Origin of the sequence: Kitasatospora sp. NPDC057965 (assembly GCF_042887135.1) — a bacterium.
GTDB lineage: Bacteria > Actinomycetota > Actinomycetes > Streptomycetales > Streptomycetaceae > Kitasatospora.
On record NZ_JBHVPZ010000002.1, the window covers coordinates 158,532 to 176,277 of the forward strand.

General features: G+C 75.4%; 10 protein-coding genes. 5 read left to right on the top strand and 5 right to left on the bottom strand.

The window, feature by feature from the left end; genetic code table 11:
• The first annotated feature begins 106 nt into the window (after positions 1–106).
• A complete protein-coding gene (locus tag ACFVVU_RS02645; RefSeq protein ID WP_387788292.1) occupies positions 107–3,145 on the top strand; it encodes an AMP-binding protein in 3,039 nt (1,012 codons plus the stop codon).
• A 24-nt stretch (positions 3,146–3,169) separates the two neighbouring features.
• Here ACFVVU_RS02645 and ACFVVU_RS02650 read toward each other — a convergent pair whose 3' ends face one another.
• On the bottom strand, positions 3,170–4,081 hold the full coding sequence (locus tag ACFVVU_RS02650) for an NmrA family NAD(P)-binding protein (protein ID WP_387787998.1): 912 nt from the start codon (positions 4,079–4,081) through the stop codon (positions 3,170–3,172).
• Between the two features lie 108 nt (positions 4,082–4,189).
• On the opposite strand from ACFVVU_RS02650, the gene ACFVVU_RS02655 reads away from it, so the two are divergent.
• The 3 genes from ACFVVU_RS02655 to ACFVVU_RS02665 all read left to right on the top strand — a co-directional run bounded on the left by ACFVVU_RS02655 (position 4,190) and on the right by ACFVVU_RS02665 (position 6,804).
• Complete coding sequence (locus ACFVVU_RS02655) at positions 4,190–4,930, top strand: TetR/AcrR family transcriptional regulator (RefSeq protein WP_387788000.1); 741 nt, start codon at positions 4,190–4,192, stop codon at positions 4,928–4,930.
• A 73-nt stretch (positions 4,931–5,003) separates the two neighbouring features.
• A complete protein-coding gene (locus tag ACFVVU_RS02660) occupies positions 5,004–5,447 on the top strand; it encodes a DUF4259 domain-containing protein (RefSeq protein ID WP_387788002.1) in 444 nt (147 codons plus the stop codon).
• Positions 5,448–5,901: 454 nt separating this feature from the next.
• Complete coding sequence (locus ACFVVU_RS02665; protein WP_387788004.1) at positions 5,902–6,804, top strand: zinc-binding dehydrogenase; 903 nt, start codon at positions 5,902–5,904, stop codon at positions 6,802–6,804.
• A 9-nt stretch (positions 6,805–6,813) separates the two neighbouring features.
• On the opposite strand, the gene ACFVVU_RS02670 is transcribed toward ACFVVU_RS02665, so the two are convergent.
• Positions 6,814–7,353, bottom strand: coding sequence for a GNAT family N-acetyltransferase (locus ACFVVU_RS02670; RefSeq protein WP_387788293.1), 540 nt, complete (start codon positions 7,351–7,353; stop codon positions 6,814–6,816).
• A gap of 101 nt (positions 7,354–7,454) precedes the next feature.
• Positions 7,455–8,102 carry a TetR/AcrR family transcriptional regulator gene (locus tag ACFVVU_RS02675; RefSeq protein ID WP_387788005.1) on the bottom strand — a complete coding sequence of 216 codons (648 nt, stop codon included), beginning with the start codon at positions 8,100–8,102 and terminating at the stop codon, positions 7,455–7,457.
• Positions 8,103–8,196: 94 nt separating this feature from the next.
• Here ACFVVU_RS02675 and ACFVVU_RS02680 point away from each other — a divergent pair, with 94 nt between their 5' ends.
• Positions 8,197–8,820 (top strand): SRPBCC family protein, encoded by a 624-nt coding sequence (locus ACFVVU_RS02680; RefSeq protein ID WP_387788006.1) that lies wholly within the window; start codon positions 8,197–8,199, stop codon positions 8,818–8,820.
• Here the strand turns inward: ACFVVU_RS02680 and ACFVVU_RS02685 are convergent, their stop codons facing one another.
• Positions 8,821–12,000, bottom strand: coding sequence for an amino acid adenylation domain-containing protein (locus tag ACFVVU_RS02685; RefSeq protein ID WP_387788007.1), 3,180 nt, complete (start codon positions 11,998–12,000; stop codon positions 8,821–8,823).
• Positions 11,997–17,624, bottom strand: a complete 5,628-nt coding sequence (locus ACFVVU_RS02690) for an amino acid adenylation domain-containing protein (RefSeq protein ID WP_387788008.1) — start codon at positions 17,622–17,624, stop codon at positions 11,997–11,999. The genes ACFVVU_RS02685 and ACFVVU_RS02690 overlap by 4 nt, the downstream gene beginning before the upstream one ends.
• Positions 17,625–17,746: the final 122 nt, after the last annotated feature.

The following is a 17,746-nucleotide window of genomic DNA, read 5'->3' on the forward strand; positions in this document are numbered from 1 at the left end:
TCTTCCGGGAGTCGTCATCAGCACCCGAACCACCGTCAGCGCCGCGCCCGCCACCGCCGTTTCGGCCACCGCCGTCCCGGAGCCCGCCGCGCTCACCCTGCCCGACCTGCTCGACGACCGGGCGCGGCGGCACCCCGACCGGCCCGCGCTGCTCGTCCCCGGCCGCCCCCCGCTCGACTACCGGACCTGGCGCGAGCGCGCGGTGCGCGCCGCCCACGGCCTCGCCCGGGCCGGCGTCCGGCCGGGGGAGCGGGTGCTGCTGCTCTTCCCCAACCGGGCCTGGGACGACTACGCGGTGGCCTTCCTGGCCGCGCACTACGCCGGCGCGGCGGGTGTCGTCGTCCGCGAGGACCTGAGCGCCGAGGACACCGCCCGGCTGGCCGGCGACAGCGCGGCGGCCCTCGCCGTCGCCCACTCGGCCGAGGACGAGCGCGCCTCCGCCGCCGGCCTGCGCACGCTGCGGCCGGCCGACCTGGAGACGGACGGCGACGGCGACGGGGAACCGCCGCACCGCCCCGGCCCCGGCGACCTCGCCCAGGTCATCGGCACCTCCGGCACCACCGGCGCGCCCAAGGGCGTGCACGCCGCCCACGCCAGCCTCACCGCCGGCCAGAAGCTCGACCCGCGCCCGCGCCCCTACGCCCACTCCGCGCACGCGCTGCACGCCTTCCCGATCGGCACCAACGCCGCCCAGGTGGTCCTGGTCAACGCCCTGGTCGCCGCGCCCGCGACGATCTGCCTGCCGCGCTTCGACGCCGAGGAGTTCGGCCGGACCGTCGCCGAGCACCGGGTCGGCACCGTCTTCCTGGTCCCGTCGATGGCCGTCGAACTCCTCAACTCGGGCGTCGCCACCCGGCACGACCTCGGCAGCGTCCTGCTGATCAGCTCCTCCGCCGCCGCGCTGCCCGCCCCCGTCGCCACCGCCCTGCGCACGGCCCTGCCGACCGCGACCCTGGTCAACACCTACACCTCCGCCGAGGCGTCCCCCGCCCAGATATCCGCAGTCGTCGACGCCCGCCGCCCCGGCTCGGTCGGCCGCCCCGCCAACCCCGGCGACCTGCGGCTGCTCGGCGAGGACGGCCGGCCCGTCGAGCCGGGCGCCGTCGGCGAGGTCTGGCTGCGCCAGCCCGGCCCGCCGCGCGGCTACACGGCCGGCGCCGCCGCCTCGGCCGCCGTCTTCCGGGACGGCTGGGTGCGGATGGGCGACCTCGGCCGGCTCGACGCCGACGGCTACCTCCACCTGGTCGACCGGGAGAGCGACGTCATCAAGTCCGGTGCCCTCAAGGTCTCCACGCTGCGCATCGAGGACGTCCTGCACGCCCACCCGCGCGTCGCCGACGCCGCCGCGCTCGGCCTGCCGCACCCCGTGATGGGCGCCGTGCCGGTGGCCGCCGTGGTGCCCGCCGCCGACGGCCTGGACCTCGACGAACTGCGGCTCTTCCTCGCCGAACGGCTCGGCCGGGCCGAACTGCCGGTCCGCATCCTGCTCACCGACCGGCTGCCCCGCAACCCCAGCGGCAAGGTCGTCAAGCACGAACTGCGCGCCCGCTTCGAGGAACCGGCCCCGGCCGCCGTCGGCACTCCGCCCGCCACCGAGCACGAACGCGCCCTCGCCGCCGTCTGGCGCCGGATCCTCGGCCGGCCCGTGGACGCCGTGGAGGAGGAGTTCTTCGCCCTCGGCGGCGACTCCTTCCGCGCCGTCCAGCTGGCCGCCGCCGTGTCCGCCGAGTTCGGCGTCACCGCCACTACCGCCCTGGTCTTCGAACGCCCCTCGCTGCGCGCCCAGGCCGCCTGGCTCGCCGCCGCCCCGAAGAACGCCGACGCCCTGCTCCCGGTGGACGACGTCGACCTCTCCCCGTTCCTGCGCGAACTGCGCGCCCAGCCGCACGACATCCCGCTCACCTCCCAGCAGGAGAACTTCCTGCGCTGGATGGCCGAGGCCGAGGGCCGCAACGTCGGCTCGGTCGCCGTCATGTTCCGCGTCACCGAGGCACTGAACCCCGGCCTGCTGACCGAGGCCCTGTACGAGGCGGTGCGTCGCCACCCGGCGCTGCGCACCCGGTTCGTGCCGGTGCCGGGCGCCGTACCGGGGGTCCGGCGCGCCGTCGTCGACGCCGAGCCGGAGGTCGAGGCCATCCTGGTCGACGCCCCCGGCGAGAGCGACGACGAGGTGTCGGCCCGGCTGATCGCGGTGCGCGACCGGCTCACCGACGTCGGCGAGGGCCCGATGACCGGCCTGGCCGTGGTCAGCCGGGCGCCCGACGACCACGCCGTGCTGCTCGCCGTGCACCACATCGTCGGTGACGGCTGGTCGGTCGGCGTCCTGCTGCGCGACCTCGGCGTCATCTACTCGGCGCTGCGCCGCGGCCGTCCCGCGCCCCCGCCGCGCCCGATGCCGACGCTCGGTGAGCTGGTCGCCGGCGCCAACGCCCACTGGCCGGTCTCCCGGGCCCACTTCGCCCGGACCCTGGCCGGCGCGCCCGAGGCCGTGCACCCGTTCCCCGGCCGCGCCGACACCGAGACGGTGCTCAGCGCCGCCCACCGCCTCACCGTCCCTGCCGCCCGGGCCGCCGCACTGCGCGAGCGGGCCGCCGAGGCCGGGGCGACCCCCTTCCAGGCGCTCGCCACCGTCTGGCTCGGCCTGCTGGCGGAGCGCAGCGGCCAGGACGACCTCGTGCTGATGACCCCCGTACCCGGCCGCACCACCCCCGAGGCCGAACAGGCCGTCGGCTGCTTCGTCCAGTCCCTGCTGCTGCGGGTCGACGCCTCCGGTGCCCCCGGCTTCGCCGAACTCCTCGCCCGGGTCCGGGACACCGCCACCGCGGCGCTGGACCACCAGCTCTACCCGTTCGCGGAGTTCAGCCCGCTGGCGCCGTTCGCCGCCTGGCTGCGCTACGAGAGCTGGAACGCCCCCGCCCAGCTCCCCGGCCTCGCCTGCACGGCCTGGGAGGTCCCGCGCAGCGCCACCGTCCCCTACCCCCTGCCCGGCGGCGACCGGCACGTGCCCGAACTCGCCGCCACCGAGCAGCCCGACGGGTCGCTGGTCTGCTGGCTGCGCTACAACGAGCACGCCTTCACCCCGGCCGCGGTCGAGTCGCTGGCCGCCGCGCTGGAGGCCCGCATCACCGACGCCGCCGGCGGCTGAGCGCGCCCGGCCGCGCGCCCGCCGCTACGGGGTACCGAGCAGGCGGGCGCGCAGGGCGGCGGCGCCGGTCTCGGCGAGCCAGTCCGCCAGGGTGCGCAGCCCGGGGTGGATGACGCGCAGTGCCTCGATGTCGGCGTGCCAGCGGTGTCCGGCGGCCCACTGCCGCCGGACCTCCGCGAACTCCGGGTTCAGCGCGGTCGCCTGCTCGTGGGTGGCGTACTCGTAGCGCACCGGGATGCCGGTCGCGGAGCTGATCAAGGCGGCGGCCTCGACCGGGGTGAGGTCGTCGCCGGCCAGCTCCAGGGTCCGTCCGGCGAACCGCTCCGGCTGCTCGAAGGCCAGGGCCGCGAACTCGGCGATGTCCTCCAGGGCGATGACCTGAAGGGGGTCGTGCGGGGTGAACAGGTGCCGGTGGACGCCGTCGACGATCCCGTCGAGGCCGACGCCGGTCCCGAAGTAGTTCGTCATGAACCGCACCGGACGCAGCACGGTCACCAGCGGGAACCGCTCGCGCAGGTACTGCTCGACGCGCCGTTTCCCGGGGGCCGCGAACGCCGCGCCGGAGGTCGAGGCGACGCCGGTGAACACCACCTGCCGGATGCCGGCGGCCACCGCGGCGTCGGCCAGCGCCCGGCCGCGGGTGAACTCCAGTTCCTGGTCGATGCCCTTCGGCCCGTAGGCGACGGGCGGCACGGCGAACAGCGCGGTGGTGCCGGCCAGCGCGGGTTCGAGGCTCGACGGCTCGTCGAAGTCCGCGCGGACCAGCTCGGCCCCGGCGTCCGCGAGCGCCACGGCGGCGGGCGCGGACGGGTCCCGGACCAGCGCGCGCACCGCCCGGCCGCCGGCCAGCAGCCGCCGTGCCGTCGCGGCGCCCTGCTTGCCGGTGGCGCCGGTCACGGCGACGGTGGCCCAGGCGGTGTCGGGTTCGGTGGTCATGTTGTCCTCCGTGTTTCTCGGGGCCCGGTGGGGAACCGGAGCGATCGGCCCGAGGTATCTGGAATACTCCAACCCGGTTGGCTCGGGAGGGGCAAGGGGTTTCGTGACATGACCGCAGTGATCGGCGGTGGCGACCGGGTGGATGCCCGCCGCAACCGGGCCAAGGTGCTGTCCGCCGCCGGCGAGGCGTTCGCCGAACAGGGGCTCGACGTCCCGCTGGGCGAGATCGCCCGCCGGGCGGGTGTCGGCGCCGGCACCGTGTACCGGCACTTCCCGAGCAAGCAGGCGCTGCTGGAGGCGGTGTTCGTCCAGCACCTGAACGACCTGGTCGCCTCCGGCGAGCGGCGGATGGCCCGCTTCGCGCCCACCGAGGCGTTCTTCGGGTTCCTCCTCGACGTCGTGGAGACGTCCCACCGGCGCGGGCCCATGTGCGATGTCGTGGCCTCCGACGCGAGCTGGCCGCGACCGGTGCTCACGGCTTCGGTGCTGAGGTTCCGCCAGGTGCTGGCGGCACTGCTGGAGGCGGCGCAGCGGGTCGGCGGCGTCCGCGCCGACATCGGCCCCGAGGACGTCGTCGCGCTCACCCTCGGGTGCGTCTCGATGCTCACCGCGCGCCGTGATCGAGCGGCCGGCCACAGGCTCGTCCGGCTGACCCTGGACGGGTTGCGGCCTTCCGCTCCTGTCACGGAAGTGCGCGGCTTTCGTGACGGCCTCGGTGGCCACGGGGCCACGGTCGCGTCCTGCGAGGAGTGCGGGGCCGCGATCGCCGTCCGGCCCACCGGCCGCCCGGTGCGCTACTGCGGCGCCACCTGCCGCCAGCGGGCCCGCCGCCGACGCCTCGCGGGCTGACCTGCGTGCATCCCGTGTGCCCGATTGTCAGTGGCCGGTGCGAGGATGCCGTCACCGACTTGAGGAGATCACCATGGGTACCTGGGACATCGGCCACTTCGACAACGACACCGCCGCCGACTTCTCCGGCACGCTGGACGAAACGCCCCTGGCCGAACGAGTGGCCGTGGTCCGCCGCGTCCTGACGCTCGCCGCCGACACCGGGGCCGAGGACTACCTGGACGTCGACGAGGCGGTGGAGGCCGTCGCCGCCGCGGCCCTCGTCGCCTCCCAGTGCCCCGGCGGCGAGCCCGTCACCACCAGCTACGGCCCCGACGAGCCCCTCCCGGTCTTCCCCACCGATCTGCGCCCGCTCGCCGCCGAGGCACTGGACCGCGTACTCGCCGAGGAGTCCGAACTCGCCGAGCTGTGGGACGAGAGCGAGGAGGGCCCCGCCTGGCGCCGCACCGTCAAGGACCTCCGCGCCGTCCTGGCGCCCGAGCCGGAGCCCGCCGGGGAGGCGCTGTTCGACGTCTGACCCCCAGGGGAGCGTTCGCGGCCGATCTCGGGGTGATCACCGATGACCGCCGACGGTTGTGGGCAGCAGAGTCGGTGCCGTCGACCAACCCCGCCCGACCCCGTCGAGGAACACCCTGACGCGTGTCCGTCGCGTCGACCGTCCAGCCGATCCGGCGCGACGCCTGACGACGCGGCGCCTTGGAGCTGGTGGCACCTGATCTGTCGAACCGGATGCCTGAGGGCCTCCCCGATCGCCGTCAGCTCGTCGTCGAAGGTGCGATTCATCGGGGGTCTCGCATGGCTGGGGGAGTGATCGTAGGGCCGGACGCAGCCTTGACCTCAAGTCGGGTTGATCTTGCAGGCTCGCAGTGTTCGCACTGACACACGAGCAGGGGGTAGGCAGCATGCGCGCCGTACAGGTACACCGTTTCGGAGGGCCCGAGGAACTGGTCCTCGGGGAGGTGCCGGATCCGGTGGCGGGACCGGGGCAGGTCGTGGTGGCGGTGGAGGTGGCCGGGCTGACGTTCATCGAGACGCAGATCAGGCGTGGCACCGATCCCTGGCACGAGCCGCCGGCGTTGCCGTACGTGCCGGGCGGCTTGGTCGCCGGCCGTGTGGACGTGGTCGGTCCCGGGGTGGACCAGGCCTGGGCGGGGCGGCGGGTCCTCGCGTGGACCGGGGAGACCGGCGGCTTCGCCGAGCGGGCGGTGGCCTCGGTCGAGGCGCTCTTCCCGGCTCCGGACGGCCTGGGCCTGCCCGAGGCGGTGGCGCTCTACAGCGACGGCAGCACGGCGCAGGGGCTGGTCGAATACGCCCGGATCCGCCCTGGGGACTGGGTCCTGGTGGAAGCCGCGGCGGGCGGGGTGGGCAGCCTCCTCGTTCAACTCGCCCGCGCCGCCGGCGCCCGGGTGATCGGCGCTGCCGGAAGCACGCGGAAGCTCGACGTCGTCCGCGAGCTGGGTGCCGACGCCGCAGTCGACTACCGCGCACCCGACTGGACGGGCGAAGTGCGCGCCCTCACCGCCGGCGCCGGCGCGGACGTGGTGTTCGACGGGGTCGGCGGCGACATCGGCCGGGCGGCGTTCGGGGTGACGGCGCGGGGCGGCCGCTTCTCCGTGCACGGCGCCGCGAGCGGAGCGGCCACCTCCATCGATCCGGCGGTCGCGCGCCGCGCGGGCGTGGAGGTCATCGGCATCGACCAGCTCTTCGGCTTCGGCGCCCACGTCAACCGCTGGGCCCGCGAGATCATGGCTGAAGCGGCGGCAGGTCGGGTCCGGCCCCTCATCGGCCAGACCTTCCCGCTGGACCGCGCCGCCGACGCCCACGCCGCCATCGAGCAACGCACCGCCCTCGGCAAGACCTTGGTGCTGGTGTGAGGACCTGAGCTACCCGGTTACCGCCGAAGGTCCGGTGAACTCCGTGGCGAGGGCGTCCATCACCACCTCGTCACAGACCTGCCCGAGCCAGTACCCGGCCTCCCGCAGCGCCCCGACCGTCCGGAACCCCGCCTTCTCGTAGGTGCGGACGGCCGGCCGGTTGGGCGCCAGCACCTTCAGCCAGACCATCCGCAGATTGGTGATGTGGAACGCGTAGTCCAGCACCAGCCGCGTCGCCGCCGTCCCCAGCCCCCGCCCCCGCGCCTCCGGGGCCATCATCACCACGTACTCGGCCGTCCGGACGGCGGGATCCGGCAACAGCGTGGCGACGCCGACCGGCACGGCGTCGGCGTCGCCCGTGAGCTCGTAGACGGTGAACCGGATGTTGTCACCGCGTAGTTGCCGAGCCATCCCCTCCGTACGGGCCTCCAGCGACTCCGGCTGCTGCCGCCCGTACCCGACCAGTGAGGCCGGATGCTGCTCCCACCGCCAGTACGTCTCGACGAGATCGGCACGATAGGGCCCGAGGCCGCAGCCGCCGTCGCGGATCCAGATGATCGGGTCGGTCTCGGTGGTGATGGCGGCCTCCAGGCATGAGAAGACTGTCCGGCTCACCGGCAGCCGTGCCGTTCTCACTCTGCACCGACCCGTCAGGGGAGCAGGGCGGCGAGTTCGGCGTCGAAGAGGGTCTCGGGGTCGAACTGCAGGCCGGTGAAGTGGCCGGCGAGTTCCAGGGACAGGACGCCGTGGAGGCGGGTCCAGAGGGTGAGGAAGAGGGCGAGCGCCTCGGGTGGCGCGGGGTGGTCGGCGGCCCAGGTGCGGTGGTCGGCGAGGTGGGTGCCGAGGGGGGAGGCGGGGGCGGCCGGGGGGAGGGCGGCGGTGCAGGCGTCCAGGAGGGTGGTGGCGATCTCCCGGGAGATCGCGGTGGTGTCCTCGGGCGCCTGGTAGCCGGGGACCGGGGTGCCGTAGACCAGCAGGTAGCGCTGGGGGTCGGCGAGGGCCCAGGTGCGCAGGGCGTGGGCGAGGCCGGCCAGGTCGGCGCCGTCGGCGGCGGCCGCCGCGAAGGTGTCCGCGAGGCTGCGGTAGGCCTCGCGGACGAGTTCGGTGATCAGCTCGTCGCGGTTGGCGAAGTAGCGGTAGAGGGCGGGGCCGCTCAGGCCCATCTGCTTGGCGATGGCGTTGAGGGAGAGCGCGGAGGCGCCCGCCGTGGCGATCTGTTCCCAGGCGCGTTCCATGACCTCGGCGCGGACCTGGGTGCGGTAGCGCTCGCGGGGGGTGGTGGGGTCGCTCTTCGCCATGGGTTAGAACCTATCACGGAAGCTATTGACTGTCCGGGCAAGAAGAGGTTAGAACTTGTCACGGAAGTGATTGGTTCTAGAGGGAGGACATGTCATGACGGGAATCCGAGCCGCCGCGATCACGGTCCCGCTGGTCGTCGGGATCCTCGCCGGCGCCGCCGTGCCGGCCGGGGCGCAGCCCGCGAAGGGGCTCACCTGCCGGGGCGCGGGCGTCGACCAGGCCGCGCAGGTGCGGTACCGGACGGAGGCGGTGATCGACGCGCCGCTGGAGGTGATCTGGAAGCTCCAGACGGACGTGGACCGCTGGCCGTCCTGGCAGCAGCCCGTCACGAGCGCCGAGCGCCTCGACCACGGCCGCTTCCGGGCCGGGTCGGCGTTCCACTGGACGACGCCGGTGCCGCCCGGGACCGGGATCCCGGCGACCAGCCTGGACATCACGTCGACCGTGCGACAGCTCAAGGAGGGCGCCTGCATCCGCTGGACCGGGCCGGCGGTCGGCGAGGGCGTGCACATCGACGGCGTGCACGTCTGGAACTTCAGCAGGGTCAAGGGCGGTGTGAGGGTCAGCACCGAGGAGACCCACACCGGGCCGCAGGTGGACGCCGACGTGCCGGTGGCGACCGCGATCCTCAAGGCGGGCCTGGACGGCTGGCTGGCCGACCTCAGGGCCGCCGCCGGGGCGCAGGCGTCCGGGTGGACGCCCGCGCCCCGGTCGTGATCAGCCGTCGAGGCGGTCGGCGGCCTCGTCCTCGCTCAGGGCCTCGATCTCCGCGATGAGCAGTTCCTCGACGCGGGCCGCGAGCGCGGCGGCCGTGGACAGCTCGAACGCGTCGCGGATCGGGACGTCCAGGCCGACGCCCGCCCGGATCCGGGCCACCACCCGGGTGACCAGCAGCGAGTCCCCGCCGAGTTCGAAGAAGTCGTCGAGGGCCCCCACCCGCGGCACCCCCAGGACCTCCTGCCACAGCTGGGCGACCAACTGCTCGGCGTCGGTCCGCGGGGCCACGTACGGGCGTGCGGACGCCTGGTCCGGTTCGGGCAGGGCCGCCGTGTCCAGCTTCCCGTTGAGGGTCAGCGGGAGGGTGTCGAGCAGGACGACCGTGTCCGGGACGAGGTAGGCCGGCAGCCGTACGGCGAGGTGCTCGCGCAGGGCGGCCGGGTCGGGCTCGGCGCCGGGCGCCGGGACGGCGTACGCCACCAGGCGGCGCCCGCCGAGCACGACGGCGGCGGCCCGCAGCACGTCCGGACGGCCGGTCAGGGCCGCCTCGATCTCGGCCGGTTCGATCCGGTAGCCGCGCAGCTTGACCTGCTCGTCGGTGCGGCCGAGATAGTCGAGGCTCCCGTCGGTGCGCCAGCGGGCGCGGTCGCCGGTGCGGTACATCGTCCCGCCGGCGAACGGGTCCGCCGTGAACGCCGCCGCAGTGAGGTCGGGGCGCCCCAGGTAGCCGCGGGCCAGGCCGGCTCCGCCGATGTACAGCTCGCCCTCCGAGCCGCGCGGCAGCAGGGCGCCGCGCTCGTCCAGCACGTACAGCCGCACGCCCGGCAGCGGGCGGCCCAGCGGCGGGCGGCGCCCGGCGTCCGGGGCGCCGAGGTCGGCGGCGGTGACGATGACGGTGGCCTCGGTCGGACCGTAGGTGTTGACCAGCCGGACGGTGTCGCCGTGCCGGTCCCGCCAGCGGGTGACGGCGTCGGCGCGGACCTCGGAGCCGCCGAGCACCACCAGCCGCAGGCTGGCGGGCCACGGGGTGCGCTCGTCGTGCGAGACCAACTCCTCCCAGTAGGCGGTCGGCAGGTCGAGCACGGTGACGGCCGGGCCGTGCGGGCCGCGCAGCAGCTCCGGCAGGGTGCGGCCGCCGCCGGGCAGCAGCACCACGCGGGCGCCGGAGGCGAGGGCGGGCCACAGCTCCTCGGCGTGGGTGTCGAAGCCGATCGAGGCGAACTGGACGATCCGGTCGCCGGGCGCGAGGCGGTAGCCGTCCGGGCCGGCCATCCAGTCGACGCGGGCGGCCAGCGCGGCGTGGTCGACGGCCACCGCCTTGGGGGTGCCGGTGGAGCCGGAGGTGTAGAGCACGTAGGCGAGATCCGCCCGGTCCTCGGACTCCACGGGGTCGGCGCCGGGCACGACCCGAAGACCCTCGCCCTCCTCGTCCGTCAGCAGCAGGACGGCGCCGGACTCGCGGACCATCAGGCGCCGCCGCTCCTCCGGGTGGGCCGGGTCGAGCGGCAGGTAGCCGGCGCCGGCCTTCCAGATCGCCAGCAGGGCCGTCACCAGCTCGAACGAGGGCGCCAGCCGGACCGCCACCAGCTGTCCGGCGACCGGGCCGAGCCGTTCGGCCAGTTCGCCGGAGCGGCGGTCGAGTTCGGCGTAGGAGAGCACCTCGCCCTCGCACTCCAGGGCCGGCGCGTCCGGGGTGGCGGCGGCCCGCTCGGCGAAGCGGGCGAGTACGGGGCGGGCGGCGGAAGCGGCCACGGGACCCGCGCCCAGGGCGAGCAGCTCGGCGCGCTCCTCGGCCCCGATCAGCCACTCGCCGTGCAGCGGCACCTCGACGTCCTCCACGGCGGCGGCCAGCAGCGCCCGGCAGCGGGTGCCGAGCGCGGTCACCGTCGCCGGGTCGAGGACCTCCCGGTCGAAGCAGAAGGAGAGCGTCAGACCGCCGTCCGGGGTGCGCCAGCTGTCCAGCAGCAGATCGGTCTTGGCGCGTTCGAAGCCGGAGTCCATGGAGGCCGTCCGTACCCCGGCGGGCAGCGGCGCGCCGCCGTCCTCGCCGGACAGGTCGTACTGGCTCTGGTGGACGAACACCGCCTGGTAGAGCGGCGCCGCGCCGGCCTCGGCGGGCAGGTCCAGGTGGACGGCGAGCCGCTCCAGCGGGACGTCCTGGTGGCTCAGGGCGCCCAGGGTGGCGGTGCGGACGCGGTGCAGCACGGTGCGGAAGCCGGGCTCGCCGGTGAGGTCGGCGCGCAGCACGCCGGTGCGGGCGAAGTAGCCGACCAGCGCCTCCTGCGCCGCCTCCGTGCGGCCGGCGAGCGGGGTGCCGACCACGAAGTCGGTGCTGCCGGTCCAGCGGGCCAGTACGCACTGGTAGGCGGCGAGCAGCACCATGAACGGGGTGCAGCGCTCGCGCCGGGCCAGCGCGTCCAGCGCGGCCGTCAGCTGCGGGTCCAGCGCCACCGTGGCGAAGCCCGCCGGGTGCCGGGGCTCGGCCGGGCGGGGGTGGTCCAGCGGCAGCCGCAGCCGGCCGGTGCCGGCCAGCTTCTCCGCCCAGTAGCGGAAGGCCGCCTCGGCGCCGCCCGCCGCCGCGCGCTCCTGCTCGGCGCGCGCGACGTCGCCGTAGCGCAGGGCGAGCGGCGCCAGCTCGGCCGGCGCCTCGCCGAGCGCCTCACGGTACAGCGCGAGCAGCTCGCGCCAGAGGACCTTGAACGACCAGCCGTCCGAGACGATGTGGTGGACGACCAGCGCGAACGCGTGCTCCTGCGGCCCGGCGGAGACCAGGACGGCGCGCAGCGGCGGGCGTCCGGCGAGGTCGAAGGGCGCGTTGACGGCCGGGCGGCAGGCCTCGGTGAAGTCCTGCTCGGCGGCGCCGGGGGCGAGCGCGAACTGCTCCAGCGGGACGGGCGCGGGCGGTTCGACCAGCTGGACGGGCGCCTCGCCGTCCAGGGCGAAGCGGGTGCGCAGCGGTTCGTGCCGGGCCGTCAGCCGCTCCAGCGCGGTGCGCAGCGCGGCGACGTCCAGCGGGCCGCTCCACCGGCGGCACAGGTACATGTTGAAGCCGGCGTCGGCGGGGTGCAGCTGCTGCAGGAACCAGAGCCGGCGCTGTTCCTCGGTGAGCGGGTGGACGGCCTCGGCGGGGCGGGCGGCGCCGGCGGTCCGGTCGGTGCTGCTGGGGTCGGTGGTGGTCATCGGACGGCGGCCTCGGTTCCGGTACGGCGCGCGGATGCGGCGGGTTCGGCGGGTTCGGCGGAGAGCGTCTCGGCGCGGGTCTCGGACGGGGGGACGGCCCCGGTGCGGGCGGCGAGGGCGGCCAGGCCCACCAGGTCGTCGGGCTCGGCGTCGGGGACGTCGCGGTCGAAGTGGCGCAGCGCCGGGACGGCCAGGCAGACGGCCACCAGCAGCGCCATGGCGAGGCCGAACAGCAGGTAGAGCAGGCCGATGCCGCGGCCCTCACCGGTGCCGATCAGCCGGCCGACGGTGCCGGCCAGCGCGCCGTCCTCGTCGATCAGCGGCTGGACCAGGCGCGGCCCGAGGGGCGCGACGAGCGCGAAACCGACCGGAAGGGTGGACCAGGCGACCATGGTGTTGACCGCGATCACCCGGCCGTGGAAGCGCAGCGGCACCTTGGTCTGCACGATCGTCGCGTAGACGCCGTTGACCAGTCCGAGCCCGTACGCCATGCCGAAGGCGCCGAGCGCCACCGGCCAGACGCTCGGGCGCAGGCCGGTCACCAGGCAGGCGGTAGCCAGACCGAGGGTGGCGAACAGCACGCCGCGCAGCCGCAGCCGGCGCGGACCGCCCCAGACCAGCAGGGTCAGACCGCTCAGCACGGCGCCGAGTCCGGCCGCGACCGAGACCCAGCCCGCGGCCGCGAGCGGGGCGAAGGAGAGCACCAGCGGGGTGGTGAGCAGGAACAGCGGCGACAGGAAGATGTTGAGCACCGCGAAGAACAGCAGCATCGCCCGGAAGTGCCGGCTGCCGAGCGCCCGCCGGAAGCCGGCCCGGATCTCGGCGGTGACGCTCTCGCGCCGCTTGGCGGCCATCACGTCGGGGAAGCGCACCGCCAGCGTGACACCGGTGGCGATCACATAGCTGGCGACGTCCATCACGAGGATGCCGCCGAGGCCGAGCGCGGAGAGCAGACCGACCGCGAACAGCGGGACCAGGAACTGGGCGAGGCCGAAGGCCATCTGGACGACGCCGTTGGCCCGGCCGAGGAAGCGCTTCGGGACGAGCTGGGGCACGGCCGAGTTCCAGGCCAGCCGCTGGAAGGTCAGCGCCGTCGACAGCACCGCGATCAGCACGTAGGCGTGCCAGACCTCCAGTGAGTCGGTGAGGTACAGCAGCAGCATCACCGCCTGGGTCAGGCCCGCCGCGACGTCGCCGTAGAGCATGATCCGGCGCCGGTCGCCGCGGTCCACCAGGGCGCCCGCGAGCGGCGCGGTGAGGATGCCGGGGACGAGGCCGCAGGCGGCCAGCAGGCCGAACTGGGCGAGCGAACCGGTGGTCAGGTAGATCCACACCGGCAGGGCGAACTCGGTGAGCGCCGAGCCGATCATCGAGATCTGCTGGCCGGCCGCGACGCCGAGGAAGCGGCGCATGGTCGGCCGCACCGTCCGGGCCGCCGCCGAAGCGGCCTCGGTGGCGTCCCCGTCCCGGGACCGGGAGAGCCCGGCCAGCCACCAGGTGGCGCCCTCGGTGCGCCCGTGCCGCTCCTCCTCGCCGTCCGCCACCGAGCGGTGCACGGTGGTGAGGATCTCGGCCAGCTCGGCGGCCCGGTACTTGAGGTAGAAGTGGCCCGCCTCGTCGAGCACCACCACGCCGGTGGTGTCGCTGAGCCGGTGCCATTCGCGGTACCGCTCCTCGTAGAACTCGGTGGCCGGGTCCTGGGAGCCGCAGACCGCGTACACCGGGGCGGCGATCCGGCCGTCCTCGCTCTCGAACAGCCGGGTGAAGTACTGCTCGGCCTCCCGGGTGCCGGTCCGCCGGTTGGCGACCATCAGCCGCAGCTGCTCGGTGCCGACCTCGTCGGTCTCCAGGCCCGCCGCCGCCAGGGCGTTGATCATGCCCTGGTCGCTGCGGAGCCTGTCGGCGGTGCGGGCCCACCACTCGCCGACGGCGGCGCCGCGCCCGCGCGGACGGGCGAACGGGAAGATGCCGCCGAGGTGGATCGCGTCGATCTCGCGGCCCGCGGCCTCGACCCGCCGGGCGATCTCGACGGCCAGCCGGACGCCGACGCCGCAGTGGCCGTACAGCACGATCCGGCCCTCGACGTTGTCCAGGATCTCCTGGGCGCAGCCGGCCGCGACCTCGTCGACGTCCATCGCCTCCTCGCCCAGCTCGTGGCCGGGGACGGCGAGCGAGTGCAGGGCCCAGTCGGCGGGCATGGCGTCGGCGAGCGGCTTGTAGATGAGCGCGCTGCCGCCGCCGTACGGGGCGCACACCAGGCTCGCGCCGACCTTGCGGCCGGGCGGGGTGAGCAGGTGCAGCAGGCTGCGCGGGCCCCGGTCGGCGTGCGGGTCGCTGACCAGCGCGGCCAGCCGGCGCACGGTGGGGTACTTGAAGAGGTCCATCACCCCGACGGGGGTGGGGAGTTCGGGGTAGGCGCGGCGCAGCTTGGCGACCACCTGGGTGGCCAGCAGGGAGTGCCCGCCGAGTTCGAAGAAGTCGTCCAGGGCGCCGACCCGGGGCACGCCCAGCAGCTCCGCCCACAGGGTGGCGACGAACTCCTCGGCCTCGCCCTCGGGTTCGACGAACTCGCCGCTCGCGGCGGGCTCCTCGGGCTCGGGCAGGTTGCGCCGGTCGACCTTGCCGTGGGCCAGCAGCGGCAGCCGCTCCAGTACCACGAAGCGGGCCGGGACCATGTAGTCGGGCAGCACTTCGCCGAGGGCCTCGCGCAGCTCGGCCGCGGCCGGGGCGAGGCCGCCGCCGGGGTGCTCCAGGTAGGCGACCAGGGTCTGCCGCAGCCCCTCGCCGCGGGTCATCACGACGGCCTGGGTGATGCCGGGCAGGGCGGTCAGGGCGGCCTCGACCTCGCCGGGCTCGACCCGGTAGCCGCGCACCTTGATCTGGTCGTCGGCCCGGCCCAGGTAGTCGAGCGTGCCGTCGGTGCGCCAGCGGGCCAGGTCGCCGGTGCGGTAGAGCCGGTCGCCGGGCGCGCCGAACGGGTCGTCGAGGAAGCGCTCGGCGGTCAGGTCGGGGCGGCCCAGGTAGCCGCGGGCCAGCCGGTCGCCGCCGAGGTACAGCTCACCGGTGACGCCGGGCGGCACCGGCTGCATCGCCTCGTCGAGGACGTGGCAGCGGGCCCCGGCCAGCGGGGTGCCGATCGGGGTGCTGCCGGGGCCGGCGGCCCCGGCGGTGACCTCGTGCACGGTCACGCCGACGGTGGCCTCGGTGGGGCCGTAGTGGTTGAAGACCGCGCACCGGCCGAGGGCGGCGAGTTCGGCGGCCCACGGCCAGGCCGAGGCCTCGCCGCCGAGCACCAGCGCCCGGCGCGGCAGCAGCCGCTCCATCGGGGCGTCAGAACCGAGCGCGGCCAGGTGCGAGGGCGTCATCTTGAGGTAGTCGAGCTGCAACTCCTCGATGCGATCGGCCAGTTCGGCGCCGGCGATGCGGCGCGGCAGGAGATGGACCCGGCCGCCGGTGCTCAGCGCCAGGTAGAGCATGGTGATGCTGAAGTCGAAGGAGAGCGACTGCAGCAGCCCGTAGCCGGCGCCCGGTTCGATCCGCAGCCGTTCGCGCACCCCGGTCAGGTAGTTGAGGATCTGCCGGTGCTGGACGGCGACGCCCTTGGGCGCGCCGGTGGAGCCGGAGGTGTAGATCACGTAGGCCAGCTGCTCGGGGCCCGAGACCTCCTCCAGCGGCTCGGGGTCGCGCTGCGCAGGGTCGGTGTCCAGCAGCAGCGTGGCGCCCGTGTAGCCGGGGAAGCGCTCGTGCAGCGCCGAGTCGGTGAGCAGTACCCGCACGTCGGCGTCGGCGACCAGGTGGGCGAGGCGGGCGGGCGGCTGCTCCGGGTCCAGCGGCAGGTAGGCGCCGCCCGCCTTCAGCACGCCGACCAGGGCGACGGCCAGTTCGGGCGACTGCTCCAGGCAGACCGCGACCCGGTCGTCCGGCCCGACGCCGAGCGCCCGCAGCCGCCGGGCCAGGCCGGTGGCGCGCTCGTCCAGTTCGCGGTAGTCGACGGTGCGGCCCTCGAACTCCAGGGCGGGGCGGTCCGGGTGGGCGCGCGCGGTGTCGGCGAGCAGGGCGGTGAGGGTGCGCGGGCCGTCGGCCGGGTCGGGCAGCGCCGGTCCGGCGGCCCACCGCTCCAGGACGTCCCGCCGCTCGCCGGGGGTGAGCAGCGGCAGCCGGGAGACCGGCCGCTCCGGGTCGGCCACCGCCGCCGAGACCAGCAGCTCGAAGCGCTCGACCAGCTGCCGCACGGTGGCGGCGTCGAACAGGTCGGTGCGGTAGGTGAGCAGGCCGTACAGGCCGCCGTCGGACTTCTCCCGCAGGTAGAAGGCGAGGTCGGTGCGGGTGGTGGCGGCCTCGTGCCCGAAGCTCTCGGCGGCCGGCGCGCCGGGGGAGCCGTCCGGGCCGGCGGAGGTGGTGGTGCTGCGGTCGCCGTAGTTCTGGAAGGCGAAGCTGACCTGGAAGACGGCGGAGCGGCTGACGTCGCGCTCGATGTCCAGATCGGCGACCATCTGCTCGAACGGCACCTCCTGGTGGGTGTACGCGTCGAGCGTCGTGCCGCGCACCCGGCGCAGCAGCTCGGTGAAGGCGGGGTCGCCCTCCAGCCGGGCCCGGATCGGCAGCATGTTGACGAACAGGCCGACCACGCCCTCCAGTTCGCGGTGCAGGCGGCCGGCGACGGCCGAGCCGATCGCGAAGTCCCGCTGTCCGGCGTGCCGGCCGAGCAGGGTCTGCAGCGCGGCCATCAGCACCATGTACCCGGAGGCGTTCGCGGAGCGCGCCAGGGCGGCGACGCCCCGGCCGAGTTCGGGGCTCCAGTGGAACTCGGTGGCGGCGCCCTCGAAGGTCAGCACCGGCGGCCGGGGGCGGTCGGTGGGCAGTTCCAGGGCGGGGACGTCGCGCAGTTCCTCGCGCCAGTGCGCGCGGGAGGCGGCCAGCGCCTCACCGGCCAGCCGCTCCCGCTGCCAGTGCGCGTAGTCGCCGAACTGCACCGGCAGATCGGGCAGTCGGTCGGGCGTTCCGTGAGCGTGCCGGGCGTACAGCGCGTCGAGCTCGCGGTGCAGCAGGTCGAGCGACCAGCCGTCGCTGACGATGTGGTGCATGACCAGGGCGAGCACGTGCTCGTCGGGGGCGGTGCGCACCAGCAGGGCGCGCAGAAGCGGGCCGTCGGCCAGGTCGAAGGGCTCCGCGACCCGCTCGCCGAGCTCCCGGGCGGCGCGGTCGGCCGGGTCGGGGTCGGCGGAGGCGTCGACGAACTCGGCGGTGCACGGGGCCGGTTCGGCGATCCGGACCAGCGCGGTGCCGTCGGGCGTGGCGGGGAAGGTCATCCGCAGCGCCTCGTGCCGGGCGAGCAGCGCGGTGAGGGCGGCGTCCAGCGCGGTGCGGTCGAGCGGACCGCGCAGCCGGCGGGCCGGGGCGAGCGTCCAGGCGGTGGAGCCGGGGGCGAACTGGTCCATGAACCAGAGCCGTTCCTGGCCGCTGGAGAGCGGTACCCCGGTGCCCGGGGGCCGGGCGGGGACGGTGCTCGCGGGGGCGGGTCCGGTGGCGTCCGCGGAGCCGGCCGCGGCGGCGCGCAGCCGCTGGGCCAGCAGCGCACGCTTGGTCGCGGACAGCCCGGTGGCGGGGTCCTGGAGGTCGGTCATCGGGTGTTCCATTCGGCGCACGTCGGGGCGGTGGGCGTCGGGCCGTCGGGCGGGGTCGCCGCGTGGCCGGGCCACCGCGGGGGGAGGGGAGGCGAGGGCGCAGGGAGGGAGACGGGGAGCGG

Excerpts from the sequence above, each read along its gene's own strand:
- ACFVVU_RS02685 (WP_387788007.1), bottom strand. The coding sequence starts at position 12,000 with ATGACCACCACCGACCCCAGCAGCACCGACCGGACCGCCGGCGCCGCC.
- ACFVVU_RS02650 (WP_387787998.1), bottom strand. The coding sequence starts at position 4,081 with ATGACCACCGAACCCGACACCGCCTGGGCCACCGTCGCCGTGACCGGC.
- ACFVVU_RS02680 (WP_387788006.1), top strand. The coding sequence starts at position 8,197 with ATGACGGGAATCCGAGCCGCCGCGATCACGGTCCCGCTGGTCGTCGGG.
- ACFVVU_RS02660 (WP_387788002.1), top strand. The coding sequence starts at position 5,004 with ATGGGTACCTGGGACATCGGCCACTTCGACAACGACACCGCCGCCGAC.
- ACFVVU_RS02675 (WP_387788005.1), bottom strand. The coding sequence starts at position 8,102 with ATGGCGAAGAGCGACCCCACCACCCCCCGCGAGCGCTACCGCACCCAG.
- ACFVVU_RS02690 (WP_387788008.1), bottom strand. The coding sequence starts at position 17,624 with ATGACCGACCTCCAGGACCCCGCCACCGGGCTGTCCGCGACCAAGCGT.
- ACFVVU_RS02655 (WP_387788000.1), top strand. The coding sequence starts at position 4,190 with ATGACCGCAGTGATCGGCGGTGGCGACCGGGTGGATGCCCGCCGCAAC.